The organism is Acinetobacter sp. YH12116, from assembly GCF_013418895.1.
GTDB classification, from domain to species: domain Bacteria; phylum Pseudomonadota; class Gammaproteobacteria; order Pseudomonadales; family Moraxellaceae; genus Acinetobacter; species Acinetobacter indicus.
Window position 1 is genome coordinate 1 of sequence record NZ_VPBE01000038.1, and the last position, 18,976, is coordinate 18,976.

The 18,976-nt window shown below is 46.2% G+C and carries 16 protein-coding genes and 1 pseudogene; 12 read left to right on the top strand and 5 right to left on the bottom strand.

The genetic code is table 11. From position 1 onward, the window contains the following. The 4 genes and pseudogenes from FTU54_RS13845 to FTU54_RS13860 all read right to left on the bottom strand — a co-directional run. The coding region (locus FTU54_RS13845) for a transposase domain-containing protein (protein ID WP_180047331.1) at nt 1-222 on the bottom strand (222 nt) is incomplete at its 3' end. 353 nt (nt 223-575) lie between these two features. After that, nucleotides 576-1,575 (bottom strand): annotated as a pseudogene (locus FTU54_RS13850) (Tim44 domain-containing protein). Between the two features lie 121 nt (nt 1,576-1,696). Then, nucleotides 1,697-3,088: a DNA repair protein RadA gene (gene radA, locus FTU54_RS13855; RefSeq protein ID WP_168396299.1), complete on the bottom strand. Its 1,392-nt coding sequence runs from the start codon at nt 3,086-3,088 to the stop codon at nt 1,697-1,699. A gap of 135 nt (nt 3,089-3,223) precedes the next feature. Next, nucleotides 3,224-4,573, bottom strand: coding sequence for a sodium:alanine symporter family protein (locus FTU54_RS13860; RefSeq protein ID WP_034597619.1), 1,350 nt, complete (start codon nt 4,571-4,573; stop codon nt 3,224-3,226). 314 nt (nt 4,574-4,887) lie between these two features. Here FTU54_RS13860 and FTU54_RS13865 point away from each other — a divergent pair, with 314 nt between their 5' ends. The 7 genes from FTU54_RS13865 (at nt 4,888) to FTU54_RS13895 (ending at nt 11,041) form a co-directional block, all read left to right on the top strand. Then, entirely contained in the window at nt 4,888-6,291 is a 1,404-nt protein-coding gene (locus tag FTU54_RS13865) for an amino acid permease (protein WP_104471246.1), read from the top strand. Between the two features lie 133 nt (nt 6,292-6,424). After that, nucleotides 6,425-6,655, top strand: coding sequence for a lipoprotein (locus FTU54_RS13870; RefSeq protein WP_016659988.1), 231 nt, complete (start codon nt 6,425-6,427; stop codon nt 6,653-6,655). Between the two features lie 22 nt (nt 6,656-6,677). After that, a complete protein-coding gene (gene lysA / locus FTU54_RS13875; RefSeq protein WP_016659989.1) occupies nt 6,678-7,922 on the top strand; it encodes a diaminopimelate decarboxylase in 1,245 nt (414 codons plus the stop codon). Nucleotides 7,923-7,935: 13 nt separating this feature from the next. After that, nucleotides 7,936-8,781, top strand: coding sequence for a diaminopimelate epimerase (gene dapF / locus FTU54_RS13880; protein ID WP_016659990.1), 846 nt, complete (start codon nt 7,936-7,938; stop codon nt 8,779-8,781). An 89-nt stretch (nt 8,782-8,870) separates the two neighbouring features. Next, nucleotides 8,871-9,494 carry an alpha/beta fold hydrolase gene (locus FTU54_RS13885; RefSeq protein WP_180047341.1) on the top strand — a complete coding sequence of 208 codons (624 nt, stop codon included), beginning with the start codon at nt 8,871-8,873 and terminating at the stop codon, nt 9,492-9,494. 34 nt (nt 9,495-9,528) lie between these two features. Then, the gene (locus FTU54_RS13890) at nt 9,529-10,455 is read left to right on the top strand and encodes a tyrosine recombinase XerC (protein ID WP_163145990.1); all 927 of its coding nucleotides are present in this window, start codon (nt 9,529-9,531) and stop codon (nt 10,453-10,455) included. A 214-nt stretch (nt 10,456-10,669) separates the two neighbouring features. Further along, nucleotides 10,670-11,041: a hypothetical protein gene (locus FTU54_RS13895; RefSeq protein ID WP_034597425.1), complete on the top strand. Its 372-nt coding sequence runs from the start codon at nt 10,670-10,672 to the stop codon at nt 11,039-11,041. Between the two features lie 82 nt (nt 11,042-11,123). On the opposite strand, the gene FTU54_RS13900 is transcribed toward FTU54_RS13895, so the two are convergent. Then, nucleotides 11,124-11,618 carry an Lrp/AsnC family transcriptional regulator gene (locus tag FTU54_RS13900; RefSeq protein ID WP_045795165.1) on the bottom strand — a complete coding sequence of 165 codons (495 nt, stop codon included), beginning with the start codon at nt 11,616-11,618 and terminating at the stop codon, nt 11,124-11,126. 113 nt (nt 11,619-11,731) lie between these two features. Between FTU54_RS13900 and FTU54_RS13905 the strand changes: the two genes are divergently transcribed. From FTU54_RS13905 to gyrA, 5 genes are all read left to right on the top strand, one after another. After that, a complete protein-coding gene (locus FTU54_RS13905; RefSeq protein ID WP_163142459.1) occupies nt 11,732-12,337 on the top strand; it encodes a LysE family translocator in 606 nt (201 codons plus the stop codon). Between the two features lie 500 nt (nt 12,338-12,837). Next, complete coding sequence (locus FTU54_RS13910) at nt 12,838-13,587, top strand: electron transfer flavoprotein subunit beta/FixA family protein (protein WP_005176529.1); 750 nt, start codon at nt 12,838-12,840, stop codon at nt 13,585-13,587. Between the two features lie 18 nt (nt 13,588-13,605). Further along, a complete protein-coding gene (locus FTU54_RS13915; RefSeq protein WP_005176532.1) occupies nt 13,606-14,538 on the top strand; it encodes an FAD-binding protein in 933 nt (310 codons plus the stop codon). 175 nt (nt 14,539-14,713) lie between these two features. Beyond that, nucleotides 14,714-15,415 (top strand): hypothetical protein, encoded by a 702-nt coding sequence (locus tag FTU54_RS13920; RefSeq protein WP_180047343.1) that lies wholly within the window; start codon nt 14,714-14,716, stop codon nt 15,413-15,415. 439 nt (nt 15,416-15,854) lie between these two features. Beyond that, nucleotides 15,855-18,818 carry a DNA gyrase subunit A gene (gene gyrA, locus FTU54_RS13925; protein ID WP_180047345.1) on the top strand — a complete coding sequence of 988 codons (2,964 nt, stop codon included), beginning with the start codon at nt 15,855-15,857 and terminating at the stop codon, nt 18,816-18,818. Nucleotides 18,819-18,976: the final 158 nt, after the last annotated feature.

The following is an 18,976-nucleotide window of genomic DNA, read 5'->3' on the forward strand; positions in this document are numbered from 1 at the left end:
TAATTGTTCTACCACATAGCTGATGGGTTGATTGCGAAACAAGGCAAGCCCAAGAACAAGCCAAACCACGTGCTCAGCAGGTAATTTTCTCCTTCTGATCGATGCCTTACCTGTTTGATGCAGAGATATTTCAATCCAATTTAAGTCAATAAGTTCACAAAAATGGCTAAGTGATGGGAGAGCATGTTCAAGAGTGGATTCTAAATGTTCAGATAAAGACATAAAAAAAATGAGCGTATTTACATACACTCATTTTTACTACATTTTTCTAATATTTGCTTAACTGACTGGCATTACCGCAGGTAGGGGCTTTTTTTAATGGGTGATTTTTATCAGCAGTCTGTTAGTGAAGAGCGATATTGTAAGATCAAGCGAAAATACGTAGGAACGTACTGAATGGCGCAGAGCAGACATACCGTCTTATAGAGATGATCGCTGTATCACATCTCTAGGTCTTTCCATCCCTCGAGATAATCGGTTGGGGACAAAATAAAGCAACTAAATGAATAACATTCCGCAGGCGGTGCAAAAACAAAAACAGCGGCCGAAGCCGCTGTTTTTGATCTTAGGTTTAATTAGTGTTCTTGCTGGATACCCGCAACCAACCAGTCCTGGCTAGAACCTGCTGGCTTAACAAAATGCCAGATTTCAGTGAATGGCTGTGGCAAGCTGTTTAAATCTTCACTCACCGTACCGGTAAAGCGCACACTCACTACATACTGACCATTTTCAGTAGCATAATCGACCACCATCGCATTCAGGTTAGAAAACTCAGCCACATCCTGATCCTGATTGGCCATGATGTCCTGATACATCGACTGGTACAGATCAGGGGTTAAATAACGCTGAATTTCAGCAATATTGCTGGCCGTATTCATAGACTGAATATGGTTAAAACGCTGACGTGCAACACGCAGAAAGGCTGCTGGCTCCGTACCATCTGGTAACTGGTTACCACTGTTGGTGTACGCGGTACCAAAGGCAGCGTTATTCACTGGTGCTGCACCAAATGGCGCATTGTTGGTTGGGGCTGAACCACCGACGTTCTGGCCAAAGATATTGGTGTTATCGCCACCGGCACGTGGTGCAGCAGCAGATTGACCAAACGGTGCGTTATTGGCACCGTTATTTGGCGCATACGGGTTATTGGCTGCTAATTTTTTTTTTTGCGCCCATCTTGCGGAAAATGAAGAAGGCGACTGCTGCAGCGAGGAGAATCCAGATCCAGCCTGGGATTCCACCTTCTTCCTCCTGTTGAGCCTGTGCCTGGCTGGCTGGCTGATCATCTGCTAAGGCATTGGCAGCCACTGCACCAATCGCAGCACCTGCAACACCCGCAGCGACCATACCACCGACACCCGGACCAGATTTTTGCTGCGCAGGCGCAGTAGCTGGAGCGGGCTGTTGTGCAGGAGTAGCTTGACGAGGCTGTTGGTAAGATTGAGTTGGTGTTGCTGAACGGCTCATGCCATGGCTTTTACCACCACCGGCACGTTTTGCTTCGGCTGCTAAAGGGGCAACCAAGAGGGCAGCTGTTAAAATACCAGCCATCAAACCACGCTGTCGAACTTCCATCAATTTTTCCTATTTAAAAAAAGAAATTTATCGCCCTGTATTTATGCAGGCATTTGTCCCGAATTTCAATACAGAATTCAGCTTTTTTCACATGAAAAGCTCAAAAAATAGGGCAAAGGCTCTAGTGCAGTTCTTCACTTAAACTAATGGCCTCGCTCAGGGCTTCATGCAAACGGGCCACCGCAATCACCTGCACCCCTGGAATCGCTTTTTGCGGTGCATTGGCACGTGGCAAAATAATATATTTAAAGCCATGTTTAATCGCTTCTTTTAGACGTTCCTGACCATTCGGCACCGGACGGATTTCACCGGATAAACCGACTTCACCAAACACCGCCAGTTGCTGGGGCAGGGCTTTGCCGCGAATACTGGAAGCACAGGCCAGCAGCACCGCCAGATCGGAGCCGGTTTCGGTAATTTTCAGCCCGCCGACAATATTGACATAGACATCCTGACCGGACGTCTGCACACCACCATGACGATGCATCACCGCCAGCAGCATATTCAGCCGGTTTTGTTCTAAGCCGAGTGCAACCCGGCGCGGCTGACCATGTGCATCATCGACCAGTGCCTGTACTTCCACCAACAGCGGTCGTGTACCTTCGCGGCTAATCATCACAATTGAGCCGGGAATGGCTTCATCATAACGGCTCAGGAAAATCGCTGACGGATTGGCCACTTCACGCAAGCCTTTATCGGTCATGCCAAACACGCCCAGTTCATTGACCGCGCCAAAACGGTTTTTGACCGCACGAATCATCCGGTAGCGGGAATCGGACTGACCTTCAAAATACAGCACACAGTCCACCATATGTTCCAGCACACGTGGCCCGGCCAATGCACCTTCTTTGGTCACATGACCGACAATAAACAATGCTGTGCCACTATTTTTGGCAAAACGGGTCAGGAGCGCCGCCGATTCACGGATTTGCGATACGCCACCCGGTGCAGACTGCAAGGTTTCAGTATATAAGGTCTGGATGGAGTCCAGAATCGCCACCGCAGGACGTTGCTGGGCCAGTACCTCACAAATCCGTTCCACACAGGTTTCAGCCATCACTTTGAGCTGATCGGTCGGTAAATCCAGACGCTGCGCGCGTAAGGCCACCTGTGATAAGGATTCTTCACCAGTGACATATAAGGCAGCGCTGTTGCTGGCGGCCATATGGGTCGCGGTTTGCAGTAAAATGGTCGATTTACCAATTCCGGGATCACCACCAATCAGCACCACTGAACCAGTGACCAAACCACCACCAAGTACCCGGTCAAATTCGCCAATACCGGTGGCAAGGCGGGTTTCGGTAGAGACTGAAATCTGGTTTAAAGTAGTTACAGTTGAGGCCTGACCGGCATAGCCGCCGCCCATACGTGGCTGGGCACGATGGGTCACCGCAGGGGCAATGCTGACTTCGGTTAAACAGTTCCATTCACCACAGTCTGAACATTGACCGGCCCATTTGGGATGATCTGCGCCGCATTGTTCACAGCGATAGACACTTTTTGCTTTTGCCATAAATAAACGTCTGGAATGTGTTTTTTAAATCTTGCCCCACAGCATACAGAGGAAATGCCGATTTTCAAATTGTTGATACGCCGGCAAAGAAAAACCACCCGCAGGTGGTTGATCTTGTACTTTGATTTGAACGCTTTAGTAAAGTTCGCCGGATTTGCGTCGTGCAATAAAATCTTTCGATTCTTTGGCAATTACACCCGACAGCAGCAATAAGGCAATCAAGTTCGGTACTGCCATTAAACCATTAAAGGTATCGGCAAACAGCCAGACCAGATCTAGAGTTGCGACACAGCCAATAAACACCGACGCAATGTAAATCAGGCGATACGGCAGTACAAATTTCTCACCAAGCAGATAGGTCGCACATTTTTCACCGTAATAGCTCCAGCCTAAAATAGTCGAATAGGCAAAGAAGATCACCCCGAAAGTCACCACCCAGCCCCCGATTCCCGGCAGCAGTTTGTCGAATACGCTAATGGTCAGTACTGCACCGTTCTGATCACCAAAAGACTGGCCGGCCATAATAAAGCCCATGACCAGCACAATACCGGTAATTGAACAGACAATAATGGTGTCAATAAAGGTACCAGTCATTGAAACCAGACCCTGACGTGCCGGATGGTCGGTTTTGGCCGCAGCGGCAGCAATTGGCGCAGAACCCATACCGGCTTCATTGGAGAAGACCCCGCGCGCAACACCATAACGGATCGCGGCACCAATCGCACCACCTGCGGCAGCTTCACCGGTAAAGGCATAGGTGACAATCATTTTGAGTGCTGGCACCACCAGTTCAAGGTTATTCAGGATGATGACCAAACCACCGGCCATATAACCAACCGCCATAATCGGCACAATAACCGAAGAGGCTTTGGCGATGGATTTAATCCCGCCCAGAATTACCAGGGCTGAAAATACGGTAATGATGATGCCGGTAATCCAGGTTTCCAGGCCAAACCCATTTTCAACGGCCAGTGCTACCGTGTTGGATTGCACCGAGCTACCAATCCCGAAGGAGGCCACTGCACCGAAAAAGGCGAAAATCAGCGCCAGCCATTTCCATTTCAGGCCACGTTCAATGTAATACATTGGACCACCGGACATTTCACCTTTCTCGTTTTTTACCCGGTATTTGACCGCCAAAACACCTTCGCCATATTTGGTCGCCATCCCGAACAGGGCGGTCATCCACATCCAGAATACGGCGCCCGGACCACCAAGTACGCAGGCTGTGGCCACACCGGCAATATTACCGGTACCAATGGTGGCAGAAAGTGCGGTCATGAGGGAGGCGAATTGGGAAATATCGCCGGAATGTTTGTCCGGGTGTTTGCCAAAAACCTGTTTAAAGGCCAACGGCAGCATCCGGAATTGCCAGAACAGCAGGCGGAAGGTCAGGAATATCCCGGTACCGACAATCAGCACCAGCATATATGGGCCCCAGACCCAGCCACTAAGGGTTTCCATGAGTGTTTGTAAATCTTGCATCATTGTTTCTTCTTATGTCTCAAAATAGATATTTTGTTTTCTATATAAGCAATTGATATGCCATGCTCATCCTGAGCAAGAGATATAGTTGCGTGCTGCATTTTTATTTGTTACACAGAATTTATGTTTTGACAAGAAAATTGATATAAACCTTGTCAATCCTCCCTTTGGATAAATTGATAACTTTTTGTTATAAGAAAAATAAATTAAATTTAATTATTCCGCAGAAAATATAGATGAAGCGGCATTTCTTTTTGTTTTCTGATTTCTTTTACGTTAGTTTGTCGTGGTTAACACTGAAGTTGAATTCAATAATGTCGTATCAAAATACAAATTCGTCACAAGAAAAAGGCGATCTGCAGCGAAGCTTATCTAACCGGCATTTACAGCTGATTGCCATTGGTGGCGCCATTGGAACAGGACTGTTCATGGGCTCAGGCAAAACCATCAGCCTGGCCGGGCCATCGATCCTGATTATTTATATGATTATTGGTTTTATGGTGTTCTGCGTGATGCGGGCGCTGGGCGAACTGTTGCTGTCCAATCTGCAATATAAATCCTTTATTGATTTCAGCACCGACCTGATTGGCCCGTGGGCCGGCTATTTTGTTGGCTGGACCTACTGGCTGTGCTGGATCACCATCGGGATTGCAGACCTGTCGGCAATTATTTATTACCTGCAATTCTTTAATGGCGGGATGCCGTTTACGCCTGAAGAAGGGGTGATGATCAGTATTGCAGCTATTGTCTTCATTATGGGCTTGAACCTGGTGACCGTGAAGCTGTTTGGTGAAATGGAGTTCTGGTTTGCGCTAATTAAAATTATTGCCATTATTGTGCTGATTGCAGTCGGTTTATGGATGATTTTTACCGGCTTTACCTCAGATGCCGGCACAGTGGCATCCTTTACGCATATCTGGAGTCATGGCGGCTTGTTCCCGACAGGTACTATGGGCTTCCTGGCCGGTTTCCAGATTGCGATTTTCGCCTTTGTTGGGGTAGAACTGGTCGGTACCACAGCGGCTGAAACTAAAGACCCAGAGAAAAACCTGCCGAAAGCGGTGAACTCGATTCCGGTACGTATCATCATTTTCTATGTATTGGCCTTATTAATTGTGATGTCGGTAACGCCATGGAACCAGATTGATCCGAATATCTCGCCGTTTGTCAACTTGTTCAGTCAGGCGGGTATTGCGGCCGCGGCGATTATCATGAATCTGGTGGTGCTGTCTTCGGTGATGTCGTCGATGAACAGTGGTGTATTCTCAACCAGCCGGATGCTGTTTGGTCTGTCACGTGAGCAGCAGGGCCCTAAAGCTTTTGGCCGTTTAAATAAACGTGCAGTACCAGCCAATGCGTTGTATTTCTCGGCGGTGTGTCTGCTGTTGGGTGCAGCGTTACAATACTTTGTACCCGATACCGTGAAAGCCTTTACGTTGGCGACCACGCTTTCGACCATTCTGTTTATTTGCGTCTGGCTGATTATTATCTGGAGCTATATTGTCTATTACAAAACCCGTCCGGAACTGCATGCCCAGTCGACTTTTAAATTGCCGGGTGGCCTGTTCACCTGCTGGATGGTGATCATCTTCTTTATTAGTATGATCTATGTGCTGTCTCTGGAGTCAGATACCTTGCAAGCCTTAATGATCAGTCCGATCTGGTTTGTGATTCTGCTGATTGGCTATTTCGGTTTCTATAAGCCAAAACAGAAATAAGCCATTGCACAACAAAAAACGTCAGTGTCCAACTGGCGTTTTTTTATGGCACAAGCTAATCTCTAGCGTTTAACACTTTGGTCACAGCAGTGATCGCGTTATACTTCATGGAAAATTTTAAATAGGTGGTCAGATGCGTTCTGTCATTTGCTGCATCAGTTTATTGACAGCCAGTTTTGTACTGGTCGGTTGTGGTCAATCGGGAGCTTTACAGTTGCCGAGTGATCCAAATTACGACAAACGTGCCAAATATCTGTTATATCCCAATGTCGATTCAGAGCAACATCCTGAAGAGCCGACACCTGCACCGGTACAGCAACAGTTTGCTGCACCTGTAGCTTCGAATTCCACGACGACACCTTAACGTTCATAGAAAGGATACATTCATGAGTTTCACCCGCATCAATGGGGTTTTGCACGCCGAACAATGTTCTTTACAACAGCTGGCGCAGCAATTTGGCACACCACTTTATGTTTATTCAAAAGCAACCTTTGAAAAGCATTATTTAGATATGGATCGTGCTTTTGGCTTTATCGACCATCAAATCTGTTTTGCGGTCAAGTCAAACTCCAATATTGCGGTGCTGAATGTATTGGCCAAGCTCGGTGCGGGTTTTGATATCGTGACCGGCGGCGAGCTGGCACGCGTATTGAAAGCCGGTGGTGATGCTTCGAAAATCGTTTTTTCTGGTTTGGGCAAAACCGAAGCTGACATTAAAAAAGCACTGGAAGTGGGCATTGCCTGCTTTAACGTTGAATCCTATGCAGAGCTGGATCGGATTCAGAAAGTGGCGGCTGAACTGAAGGTTAAAGCGCCAATTTCTTTACGAGTGAATCCGGATGTCGATGCCAAAACCCATCCTTATATTTCAACCGGTTTAAAAGAAAACAAATTCGGTATTCCATCAGATAGTGTATTTGATACCTATCAATATGCGGCATCGTTACCTAATCTGGACATTGTCGGGATTGACTGCCATATCGGTTCACAGCTGACTGAAACCCAGCCTTTTGTTGATGCGCTGGATCGGGTCATGCTGATGATTGAGCAGCTGAAACAGATGGGCATTACACTCAAACACATTGATATTGGTGGTGGTTTGGGCGTGACCTATAAAGATGAAACTCCGCCATCGGTTGAAGAATATGCCAATGCACTGCGCCCGGCTTTAGAAAAACTGGGCCTGAAAGTGTATATGGAACCGGGCCGGAGTATTTCCGCCAATGCCGGTGTGCTGCTGACCAAAGTCGATTTACTCAAACCGACCAATCACCGTAATTTCGCAATTATTGATGCGGCAATGAATGACCTGATTCGTCCTGCTTTATATGAAGCGTGGATGGACATTCAGCCGGTGACGCCACGTACCGATGTCGAAACCCAACAGTGGGATGTAGTCGGTGCCATCTGTGAAACAGGTGATTTCCTTGGTAAAGAGCGTGATCTTGCCATTCAGGAAAACGATGTACTGGCAGTGCTGGGTGCCGGCGCTTATGGTTTTGTGATGAGCTCCAACTACAACAGCCGTGGCCGTGCTGCAGAAGTGATGGTCGATGGTGATCAGGCGCATCTGATTCGTGAACGTGAAACCATTGAATCACTCTGGGAACGTGAGCGTTTATTGCCTTAAGGAGTAAATCAGGATGTTTTTAGAATTTACCAAGATGCATGGTCTGGGCAATGACTTTATGGTGGTTGATTTAATCAGCCAGCGCGCCTATTTCGATAGCCTGACCATTCAGCGTCTGGCCGACCGTCACTTTGGTGTCGGGTTTGACCAGTTGCTGGTGGTTGAGCCACCTGATGTTCCGAATGCCGATTTTAAATACCGTATTTTTAATGCCGATGGCTCAGAAGTCGAGCAGTGTGGTAATGGCGTACGCTGTTTTGCGCGTTTTGTGCATGAGCGCCAGCTGACCAGTAAAACCAAAATCAAGGTGCAAACCAAAGCCGGGATTGTTGAGCCGGAACTGGGTCAAAATGGCTGGGTGCGGGTAAATATGGGGCAGCCGAAATTCCTGCCGCAAGAAATTCCGTTTATTGCCGATGAACCGGATAACTTATATGACCTGATGCTGGCCAATGAAGAGAAGCTGAGCATTGATGTGGTCAATATGGGTAATCCACATGCTGTGACCATTGTGCAGGATATTCTGACGGCTGATGTCGCACGTTTAGGTCCACAAATTGAATCGCATGAGCGTTTCCCGCAGCGCGTGAACGCCGGTTTTATGCAAATTCTGGATGAACAGCATGCCCGTTTACGTGTGTTTGAACGTGGTGTCGGTGAAACGCTGGCCTGCGGTACGGGCGCGTGTGCAGCAGCAGTTTCAGGCATGCGCCGTGGCTTACTGGCCAGCAAAGTTGAAATTGAACTGGCGGGTGGCAAGTTACAGATCGAATGGAAAGAAGGCGATGTGGTCTGGATGACCGGTCCAACTGCCAATGTCTATGAAGGCCGTCTGGATTTACGTTATTTCCAGGGCTAATCTGACCATTTCCTATACAAAAGCACCGTTCTATTCACGGTGCTTTTTTATGTTAGGATGATTTGAGTTTTGCCTGCAGAGCCATGATGATGCATAAACTTGTTTTTCTGCCGGGTGCCTCAGGTAGTCAGCAATTCTGGCAGCCGTTAATGGCCCGGTTGCCAGCATCGGCCCGGAAAACCGTGATTGCTTATCCTGGTTTTGATGGGGTAGAAGCCGATGCCAGCATTCAGAGTCTGGCCGATCTGAAAACGCGGGTGATCAGTCAGATTGAAGAGGACAGCATTCTGATTGCCCAGTCGATGGGCGGAGTGTTGGCCATAGCCGCTGCATTGCAGCAGCCGAATAGACTTCGGGCCTTGGTGTTAATGGCTACTTCGGGCGGACTGGATTTAACTTCGTTTCAGGCCAAAGACTGGCGTGAGATTGAACCCCTGCAATGGGCCAAGCTGCCGCAGTGGTTTGTGGAAGATCAGACCTATTATCATCCGGAACAATTGGCCAGTATTGATCTGCCGGTGTTATTGCTTTGGGCCGATCAGGATGAATTGAGTCCGGTTGCCGTTGGTGAGTTTCTGGCCCGGCAGTTGCCGAATGCCCGATTGGTGATTATGCCCGATGCTGATCACTGGTTTGCATCCTCGCAGGCTGAACGTGTCGCCGGGGAGATCAACCGTTTTTTACACGACTATTTTTGCAAAGCTACTTTTTAAAAGACAATTTTTTACCAGAACATAGGATGGTGTGATGAAGTTAAGTGCTGAACAGTTACTGGAGATGTGGCTGAAACAACGCGAAATCCAGCATCAGTCGGCACATACTTTGCATGCTTATGCACGTGATGTTGGTGATTTCCTTCATTTTTGTCAGCAGAAAAACATGCCGCTGGCCGATGTGGAAACCGCTGACTTGCGTGAGTTTCTGGCGCATAAGGTCGAAGCGCAGCAGTTGAGTTCCAGCAGTTTGCAGCGCATGTTGTCTTCTATTCGCCAGTTTATGAAATGGGCTGAACAGGGGGGTTATTTGGCGTTTAATCCGGCTGATGATTTTCAGCTAAAACGTCAGCCACGTCCTTTGCCGGGCATGGTCGATATTGAAACGGTACAGCAGATTTTAGATCAGCCAGAGCCGGAGTCAGAGCGGCAAAAACAGCTCTGGGTCCGTGATAAAGCGATTTTAGAGCTGCTGTATTCCAGTGGATTGCGCCTGGCGGAAGTACAGGGCTTAAGAATTAAAGATCTGGATTTTAACCGGCAGTTATTGCGGATTACCGGTAAGGGCAATAAAACCCGGGTGGTACCGTTTGGTTCTAAAGCCAAAGACAGTGTGATGCGCTGGCTACAGATTTATCCGCTGTGGCAGGGTGATTTTGTCCCGGATGCGCAGCTGTTTATTACGGAAAAAGGTCAGCCACTCGGTGCGCGGCAAATTGAAAACCGGGTCAAGTTGCAGGCCCAGCGTGCTGGTGTCAATGTCGATTTGCATCCGCACTTATTGCGACATTGTTTTGCCAGCCACATGTTATCTAATAGCCGTGATTTGCGTGCGGTGCAGGAGATGTTGGGGCACAGTAATTTGACCACCACGCAAATTTATACTCATGTCGATTTTGATCATTTGGCGCAGGTTTATGATCAGGCTCATCCAAGGGCGCAGCGCAAAGAGCAGGGCTGAATTGAGGCAAGTGAAAAGGACTTTCAATTCACGGGTGAAAGACTAGAATAGAGGTGTCAGGCATGAGCATGTGCCACCATTGTAGAATAAAAATAAAGGTGGAGATGGCGTATAAAGAGGGTTAATTTTTGACTCGAGTAATATTCAGAGCGAGCACAAAAATTCCGAGGACCCAACCTGATTGATGATTTGGGAAAAATGTAAAGGCATAGATATGATTTCGGATATTCAACAAAAATATGAACAGCTGAGTCCGGCGCAAAAAGAAATTTTTGCCGGTTATGGTTTAAGACAGGTGAAACACTTTGTGGAAATTAACCTGCCAGCTATGCAGGCCATTTTACCTGAACAGGCCGTGATTCAAGGCATTAACGCACAAGGTAAGGTGCAGGCGGTTCATACGGAAACAGGTCAAGGCTATTTATGGATTTCCGATCGTCAGTGGCAGGAAAGCCAGCAATTGACCCAAACCGTCGATGCAACTGAAGATTTTATGCAGGTCTGGAAAGTGTTTAATCTGGCTGAATATGACCTGATTGATTTAAGCCACGTGCACCGCGACTTTTTGGATGGTCAGCAGGCTTAAATATAAGTACTGCGTGCAGCATAGCAAGAGAAGGTTATCTTGCGTGCTGCAACTTAACAATCTTCAAAATCGCCAACTAGGCTTATAAATCTTCCAGCGGCAGCTGAAAACTCTGTTTAATAATTTGACTTGGCAAATCGGTTTTGACACTGGTGATGCCATTTTTTTTGGTTAAATGGGTGGACTGAAATTTACGATAACTTTCTAAATCGGGCACCACCACTTTCAGCATCGCATCGCATTCCCCCAAAATAATATAGCACTCCATCACCTGCGGTAATTCTTTCATCGCCTCAATGAAGGTATCAATAGTTTCGGCATCCTGCCCGACCAGCCAGATCCGGGAAAATAAAATCAGTTGAAACCCAATCTTATGCGGGTCCACCACCGTAGTGTAATTCTGGATTACTCCGGCTTCTTCTAAAATTTTCACCCGTCTTAAGCAGGAGGACGGCGACAGGCCAATTTCACGGGCCAAATCGTTATTCTGAATGCGGCCATTGTTCTGTAAAGCTCGAATGATATTTTTGTCGATGCGATCCAGCTTTATTCGAACAGACTTTGGATATTGCTTCATAAATTAGAAGATAATTTGAAAAATTATTTAGATTATAGAATATTTGAAATCCTATTTTATAGCGTTTCGCAGATACTAATTTTCACTTTCTCAAGTACGACGGGAAAAAGGAAATGTCTGTATGGGTACTTTTTGCATTGACTGTGTTGCCGCTGATTTTTACGCCGGGGCCGGATATGTTATTCATTTTGTCGCAAGTGATGGGTAAAGATGCAAAAGCAGGCATGATGGCCACAATCGGTGTATGTTGTGGTTATCTAGTGCATTCGATTCTGGTGGCGTTGGGAATTGCCGCGATAATCGTGTCCTTTCCGCTGTTATTTGAGGCGATTCGCTGGTTAGGTATCGCATATTTGCTGTATTTGGCGGTGGGTTTATTCAAGTCGGTATTGAGCAAGAAAAAGCTGGCGATTGAAAGTCGCAGCAGCAGTCATCCGGTGCGCAAAGGATTTTTTACGGCACTGTTGAATCCGAAAGGCATGCTGATTTACTTTGCGATTTTGCCGCAGTTTATTGATAAAACTGGAAATACCGTTACCCAAGGCTTGTTATTGTCCTGCATTTTTATTGGACTGATTTTTATTGTGTACTGCGCATTAAGTCTGATCTTTGCCAAAATTACCCAGAAAACCCAGCTGGATGAACGCAAACAGAAGTGGATTGATGGTACATCTGGTGGTTTACTGGCGCTGGCGGCCAGCTGGTTAATGGTTAATTAAACCTTGAAATTTAGAAAAAGCATGTCCTAGGTCGACATGCTTTTTTATATGGAGAGCGTGAAAAAGAGAATTGTTACAAAAACAGAAATGAACCGATGGTCATCTTAGACCAAAGTCTGGCAGAGCATACAAACTGCTATCCTAAATGACATCAAAATAGCCAGGTTTTGGCTTACTATGGTAAAAAATGAATAATAATTCATTTTATTGTGTTGGCTAGTTAATCAGAACAACTGATGTGATACATAAGATAAAAAGATAATATAAATCAATGGTTAAAATATAGCTTAATCTGGCTGAAATATAGCTGGGTTAAGCTGGATGAAAAAAGTATGAACGCAACGTTCAGCTATTTTTACGCATTTTTACAGCTTCTTGGGCAATTGTGACTTGACCGAAATGCCAAACCCATTGCAAGATAAGACACCTACAAAAATTTAAGTGAAGAGTTATCTTAACTTTTCTTATCTTTTACATTTACTAAAACAGCCGAGGATTACATGAAGGCTCTTGTTGCTGTAAAACGTGTGGTTGATGCCAACGTTAAAGTTCGCGTTAAACCGGACAATAGTGGGGTTGACCTTACTAACGTTAAAATGTCAATTAACCCATTCTGTGAAATCGCCGTGGAAGAAGCGGTTCGTCTAAAAGAAAAAGGAACAGTTTCAGAAATCGTTGTTGTTTCTATCGGTCCTAAAGAAGCGCAGGAACAAATCCGTTCTGCTATGGCGCTTGGTGCTGACCGCGGTATTTTAGTTGAAACTGCAGATGAAATTGGCGCACTTGAAGTGGCTAAAATTTTAAAAGGTGTTGTTGAGCAAGAGCAGCCACAACTGATCCTTTTAGGTAAACAGGCAATCGATGATGACTCAAACCAGGTGGGTCAGATGTTGGGTGCTTTACTGGGCGCAGGTCAAGGTACATTCGCTTCTGAAGTGAAAGTAGACGGCGACAAAGTACAAGTGACACGTGAAATCGATGGCGGTTTACAAACTGTTGAATTATCACTGCCAGCAATCATCACGACTGACTTGCGTTTGAATGAGCCACGTTATGCGGCACTTCCAAACATTATGAAAGCGCGTAAAAAACCGCTGGATACCAAGTCTCCTGCAGATTACGGTGTATCAGCCGGGACTAAACTGAAAACTGTAAAAGTTGAGTCACCAGCTGAACGTAAAGCGGGCGTACAAGTGAAGTCTGTAGATGAGCTTGTTGAAAAATTAAAAAATGAAGCGAAAGTGATCTAATACAGAAGGATATAAATCATGAGTATTTTAGTTATCGCTGAGCACGACAACAAAGCACTAAATGGTGCAACGTTAAACGTTGTGGCTGCAGCTCAAAAAATCGGTGGTGATATCACTGTATTGGTTGCTGGTTCTGGCGCGCAAGCAGTTGCTGATCAGGCAGCTAAAGTTGCGGGCGTGAGCAAAGTATTACTGGCTGATGATGCTGCCTATGCAAATCAGCTGGCTGAAAATGTCGCAAAACTGGTTGCTGAATTGGGTAAAGGCTATAGCCATATCCTTGCAGCATCTACCACGACAGGTAAAAACATTTTACCTCGCGCTGCAGCATTGCTGGATGTCAGCATGATTACTGACATTATTGCAGTGGACAGCCCAAACACATTCAAGCGTCCAATTTATGCCGGTAACGCGATTGCAACTGTTGAATCTTCAGAAGCAATTGTTGTAGGTACTGTACGTGGTACAGCATTTGATGCGGTTGCTGCGGAAGGTGGTTCAGCTGCGGTTGAAGCAGCAGCTTCTACAGGCGATGCAGGTATTTCTAAGTTTGTGAACGAAGAAATCGTGAAATCTGAACGTCCTGAATTAACAGCTGCGCGTATTGTAGTATCTGGTGGTCGTGGTGTAGGTTCAGGTGAGAACTATCACAAAGTACTTGATCCACTGGCAGACAAACTGGGTGCAGCACAAGGTGCATCTCGTGCAGCGGTTGATGCGGGCTTCGTGCCAAACGATATGCAGGTTGGTCAAACAGGTAAAATTGTTGCGCCTGATCTGTACATCGCTGTAGGTATCTCAGGTGCGATTCAGCACTTGGCCGGTATGAAAGACTCTAAAGTGATCGTTGCGATCAACAAAGATGAAGAAGCACCAATTAATGCAGTAGCTGACTACTGGTTAGTAGGTGACTTGAACACTGTAGTTCCAGAATTGGTTTCTAAAATCTAATTCCTGAACTTCGATTAAAAAGACGCTCTTGCGCAAGCAGTAAAAGTTTTTACTTTGCTGTTTTGTTCAGGGGCGTTTTTTATTCTGTAATTTTTTATCGGAATTCATCAAAATTTAACATTTTTAGTATTGTTAAATTCAATAAACAGCAGAAGAGTCTAAAAATTATGCTAGTATGCCGGTTTTTGAAATCTTTGATTTCGTCAGCCGGAGTCTCCCATTGAGTTTTGATACCCGATTGTCCAATCAAGTCTTTATCTTATTTCTGCTGTGTCTAGGTTTGCCATTCCTGGTCGATTTGCATCTGCCACTTTTAGATGGTCAGCTCGTGCGTGGCGTTGAAAATGTTCAGGCTTTCTTATTATTGTTCTGTGCAATATTCAGTTATTTTTATATCCGTCCTTTTGATTTGGCGGATGGACAAAAGCAGTTCTGGTTATGGGCAATTTGCTGGTGGCTATTGTTGTTTGGCCGCAGTATCAGCTGGGGGCGAGATTATTTTCCGGAAGTGCCGAAAGTGTATTTCAGAGCGATTTCAATTGTGCTGATTGCGCCTGTGGTGTTTATGCTGTTCTCTCGTCATTTGTGTGCCGAAATTGTGCGTAAATTTAAGTCGGTATCCTTGCCGCTCTGGGTTTTAATTTTGAGTGTAGTCGGTCTAATTGCCGCAGATTCTATCGAACATGGCCGTGCCATCAGCTTTATTTTCCTGCACGATGTGGCTTATAAAGATTTTATGGAAGAAATGTATGAATTCCCGTTAATCCTGGGCTTATTCATGATGACTCTGCATATTATGAAGCAGGATAAACCGCCAGTGGTGGCCGAGCCAGTATATCTGGAGCTGGATGATCACGAAGCGGTGGCCAAGAACTAAGTCGGTTTCACATCATGCTCTCAAATATAAATCATGCCTTGTCCGAGGCATGATTTTTTTATGTCTTTTATTTCAAAAAAGAAGATTGCTTGATCCAAGGCCAATTTTGTCGCAAAGCGTATATTTTATGCATAGCGCAATATTGATCAAATGAGCAGAAATGCCATGTGGCGCGATGGATTTCACAGCTGGATATGCTGATGAAAAGTAGCTGCAAGACCGATTGGCAAAAATAGCTTAAAAATGTACCAAAAACTCATCTTTAAACATTAGAAAATTAACGAGATTAAGATGAACAGGATGACACAAAAATAGGACTATTTATGCTATAATTCCCAGCTAAATTTTCGTTTTTTAACTCAAGTTTTGAGTTAAATTTTTTGCCAAATTTACGATATAAAATGCGGGCAGAAATCTGCTTGTATAACAAGGAGTATGCATGAGCGTATCGGAAATTAGACCGATTGCCATTGAGGATGAACTCAAGCATTCATATCTCGATTATGCAATGAGCGTGATTGTGTCACGGGCATTGCCAGATGTACGAGATGGTTTAAAACCTGTTCATCGTCGTGTGCTTTATGCAATGCACGAATTGGGCAATGACTACAACAAAGCCTACAAAAAGTCTGCCCGTGTTGTGGGTGATGTGATCGGTAAATACCATCCACACGGCGATTTTGCAGTCTATGAAACCATCGTTCGTATGGCGCAAGACTTCAGTCTGCGCTATCAACTGGTGGATGGTCAGGGTAACTTTGGTTCGATTGATGGCGATAGTGCGGCCGCAATGCGTTATACCGAAGTACGTATGACCAAGCTGGCCCATGAACTCCTGGCCGATCTGGAAAAAGATACCGTAGATTGGGTCGATAACTACGATGGCTCGGAGCGTATTCCTGACGTTCTGCCAACCCGTATTCCAAACCTGCTGGTGAATGGTTCTGCCGGTATTGCTGTCGGTATGGCGACCAACATGGCACCGCATAACCTTACCGAAGTGATTAATGCCTGCCTGGCCTATGCCGATAATCCGAATATCAGCATTGAAGGCCTGATGGAACACATCAGTGGTCCAGACTTCCCGACAGGCGGCATCATTTACGGTAAATCGGGCATTGTCGATGCTTACCGTACCGGTAAAGGCCGTTTGCATATCCGTGGTAAATATCATTTTGAAGAAGACCAGAAATCTGGTCGTACCACCATTGTCTTTACTGAAATTCCGTATCAGGTTAACAAAGCCAAAACCATTGAGCGTATTGCTGAACTGGTTAAAGAGAAAAAACTGGAAGGAATCTCGGAGTTACGTGACGAGTCCGATAAAGACGGTATGCGCATTGCGATTGACTTGAAACGTGGTGAGAACGCCGAAGTCATCGTCAATAACCTGTTCCTGAACACGCAGCTGGAAAACTCGTTCAGCATCAACATGGTCTGCCTCGACAACGGCCAGCCAAAACTGATGAACCTGAAAGACATCATTGCTGCGTTTATCCGTCACCGCCAGGAAGTGGTGACTCGCCGTACCATGTATGAACTGCGCAAAGCACGTGAACGCGGTCATATCTTGGAAGGTCTGACCGTTGCTTTGGCGAATATTGATGCCATCATCGAAACCATTAAAACTTCTGCCAACCCGGCCGAAGCGCGTGAGCGTTTACAGGCTGGCGAATGGGCCGCTGGTGGTGTGGTGGCATTGCTGGAAAAAGCCGGTTCCGTGTCTATTCGCCCGGATGAAATTGAAGGTGAAGATTTAAGCCGTCCATTTGGTTTAGATGGAGATGTTTACCGTCTTTCTCCAGCGCAGGTCGGTGCGATTCTGGAACTGCGTTTACACCGCTTAACCGGTCTGGAACAAGACAAGTTACATGCAGAATATTCTGAAATTCTGGCGCAAATCGCCGAATACACTGCTATTTTAAATGACTTTAATTTATTGATGGCGGTGATTCGTGAAGAGCTGGCGCTGGTATTGCAGCAATATGGCGATGCACGTCGCACTGAAATTGTTGAATCCCGCATCGACTTCTCGCGTGAAGATTTAATTCCTGAAGAGCAGGTGGTGTTAACCGTTTCACAATCCGGTTATGCCAAGACTCAGCCATTGTCCGATTATCAGGCTCAGCGCCGTGGTGGTCGTGGTAAGTCTGCCACAAGCATGAAAGAAGATGATTATATCCAGCATCTGATTGTCACCTCGAACCACGCGACCGTACTGTGCTTTACCGATGTCGGTAAGGTCTATCGCCTGAAAGTATTTGAAGTGCCACAAGCTTCACGTGGTTCGAAAGGCCGTCCAATGGTCAACCTGTTGCCATTAGATGCCAATGAAACCATTACCGCGATTCTGCCAGTAATTGATGCACCGAAGAAATTCAAAGAGCGTCTGGCCGATTTCCGTAGTTTTGTGAAAGCCAACTCAGCACAATTACAGCAAAATCAAGTGATTGCTAGCCATTATGCCGAACTTGAAGCCGCGTTTGCAGAACTGGCAGATGGTGATGATCTGTCGGATGCCTTGCGTGTTCAGTTAAAGCAGCTGGGCCTAGAGCTGTCAGCCACAGACCTGGATGATGAAATTGTTGCAGAATTTGCCGAGCAGGCTGAAAATCTGCGCAAAAACTTCTATGTGTTTATGGCAACAGCGTCTGGTACGGTTAAACGTGTCGAGCTGGAGCAGTTCAGCAATGTGCGTTCTAACGGTTTACGTGCCATTGAACTGAACGAAGAAGACACCCTGATTGGCGTGGCGATTACCGATGGCGAACAGCAAATCATGCTGTTCTCGAATGAAGGTAAGGCGATCCGTTTTGCTGAAACTGATGTTCGTGCCATGGGCCGTTCAGCCAAGGGTGTGCGTGGTATGCGTGTCACCATTGGGGCAGCGCAAGCGGAAGAAGCCGAAGACGATACAGCCGATAGCGAAGATGATGCAACCGACAGCAATTTTGTGAGCCGGATTGTATCGCTGGTCGTGGTACCAGAAACCGGTGAAGTGCTGTGTGCATCCGCCAATGGTTATGGTAAACGTACTCCGGTCGATGACTTCCCGACCAAAAAACGTGGCGGTAAGGGTGTAATTGCAATCAAGACCTCTGAACGTAACGGTGAACTGGTCGGCGCGGTGGCCATTGATGCTTCGAAAGAATTGATGCTGATTTCGGATGGCGGTACGCTGGTACGTACCCGTGCTTCGGAAGTGGCGGAAACCGGTCGTAATGCGCAAGGTGTACGTTTAATCCGTTTAGGTGAAAACGAAACGCTGGTGGGTGTAGAAGCGATTGAAGCCGTGGAAGAAGATGAATTTTCTGAAGATTTAGCTGATGAAAATACAGCTTTAGATACGCTAGAGACCGATGCAGCATCTGCTGAGCAGGATGAAAAACCGGCTGAAGAATAATTTCTCTTCTCATGAAAAGGACGCTTCGGCGCACTGCTGTCCCATAGTTTGCTTTAAATAAAAAAACCTGAGTCCTAACAGTTAAAATATGAGTGTAAACAAACACTTTAACGACCAGGATTCAGGTTTTGTCACATCAGAATACCGTATTTCATGAG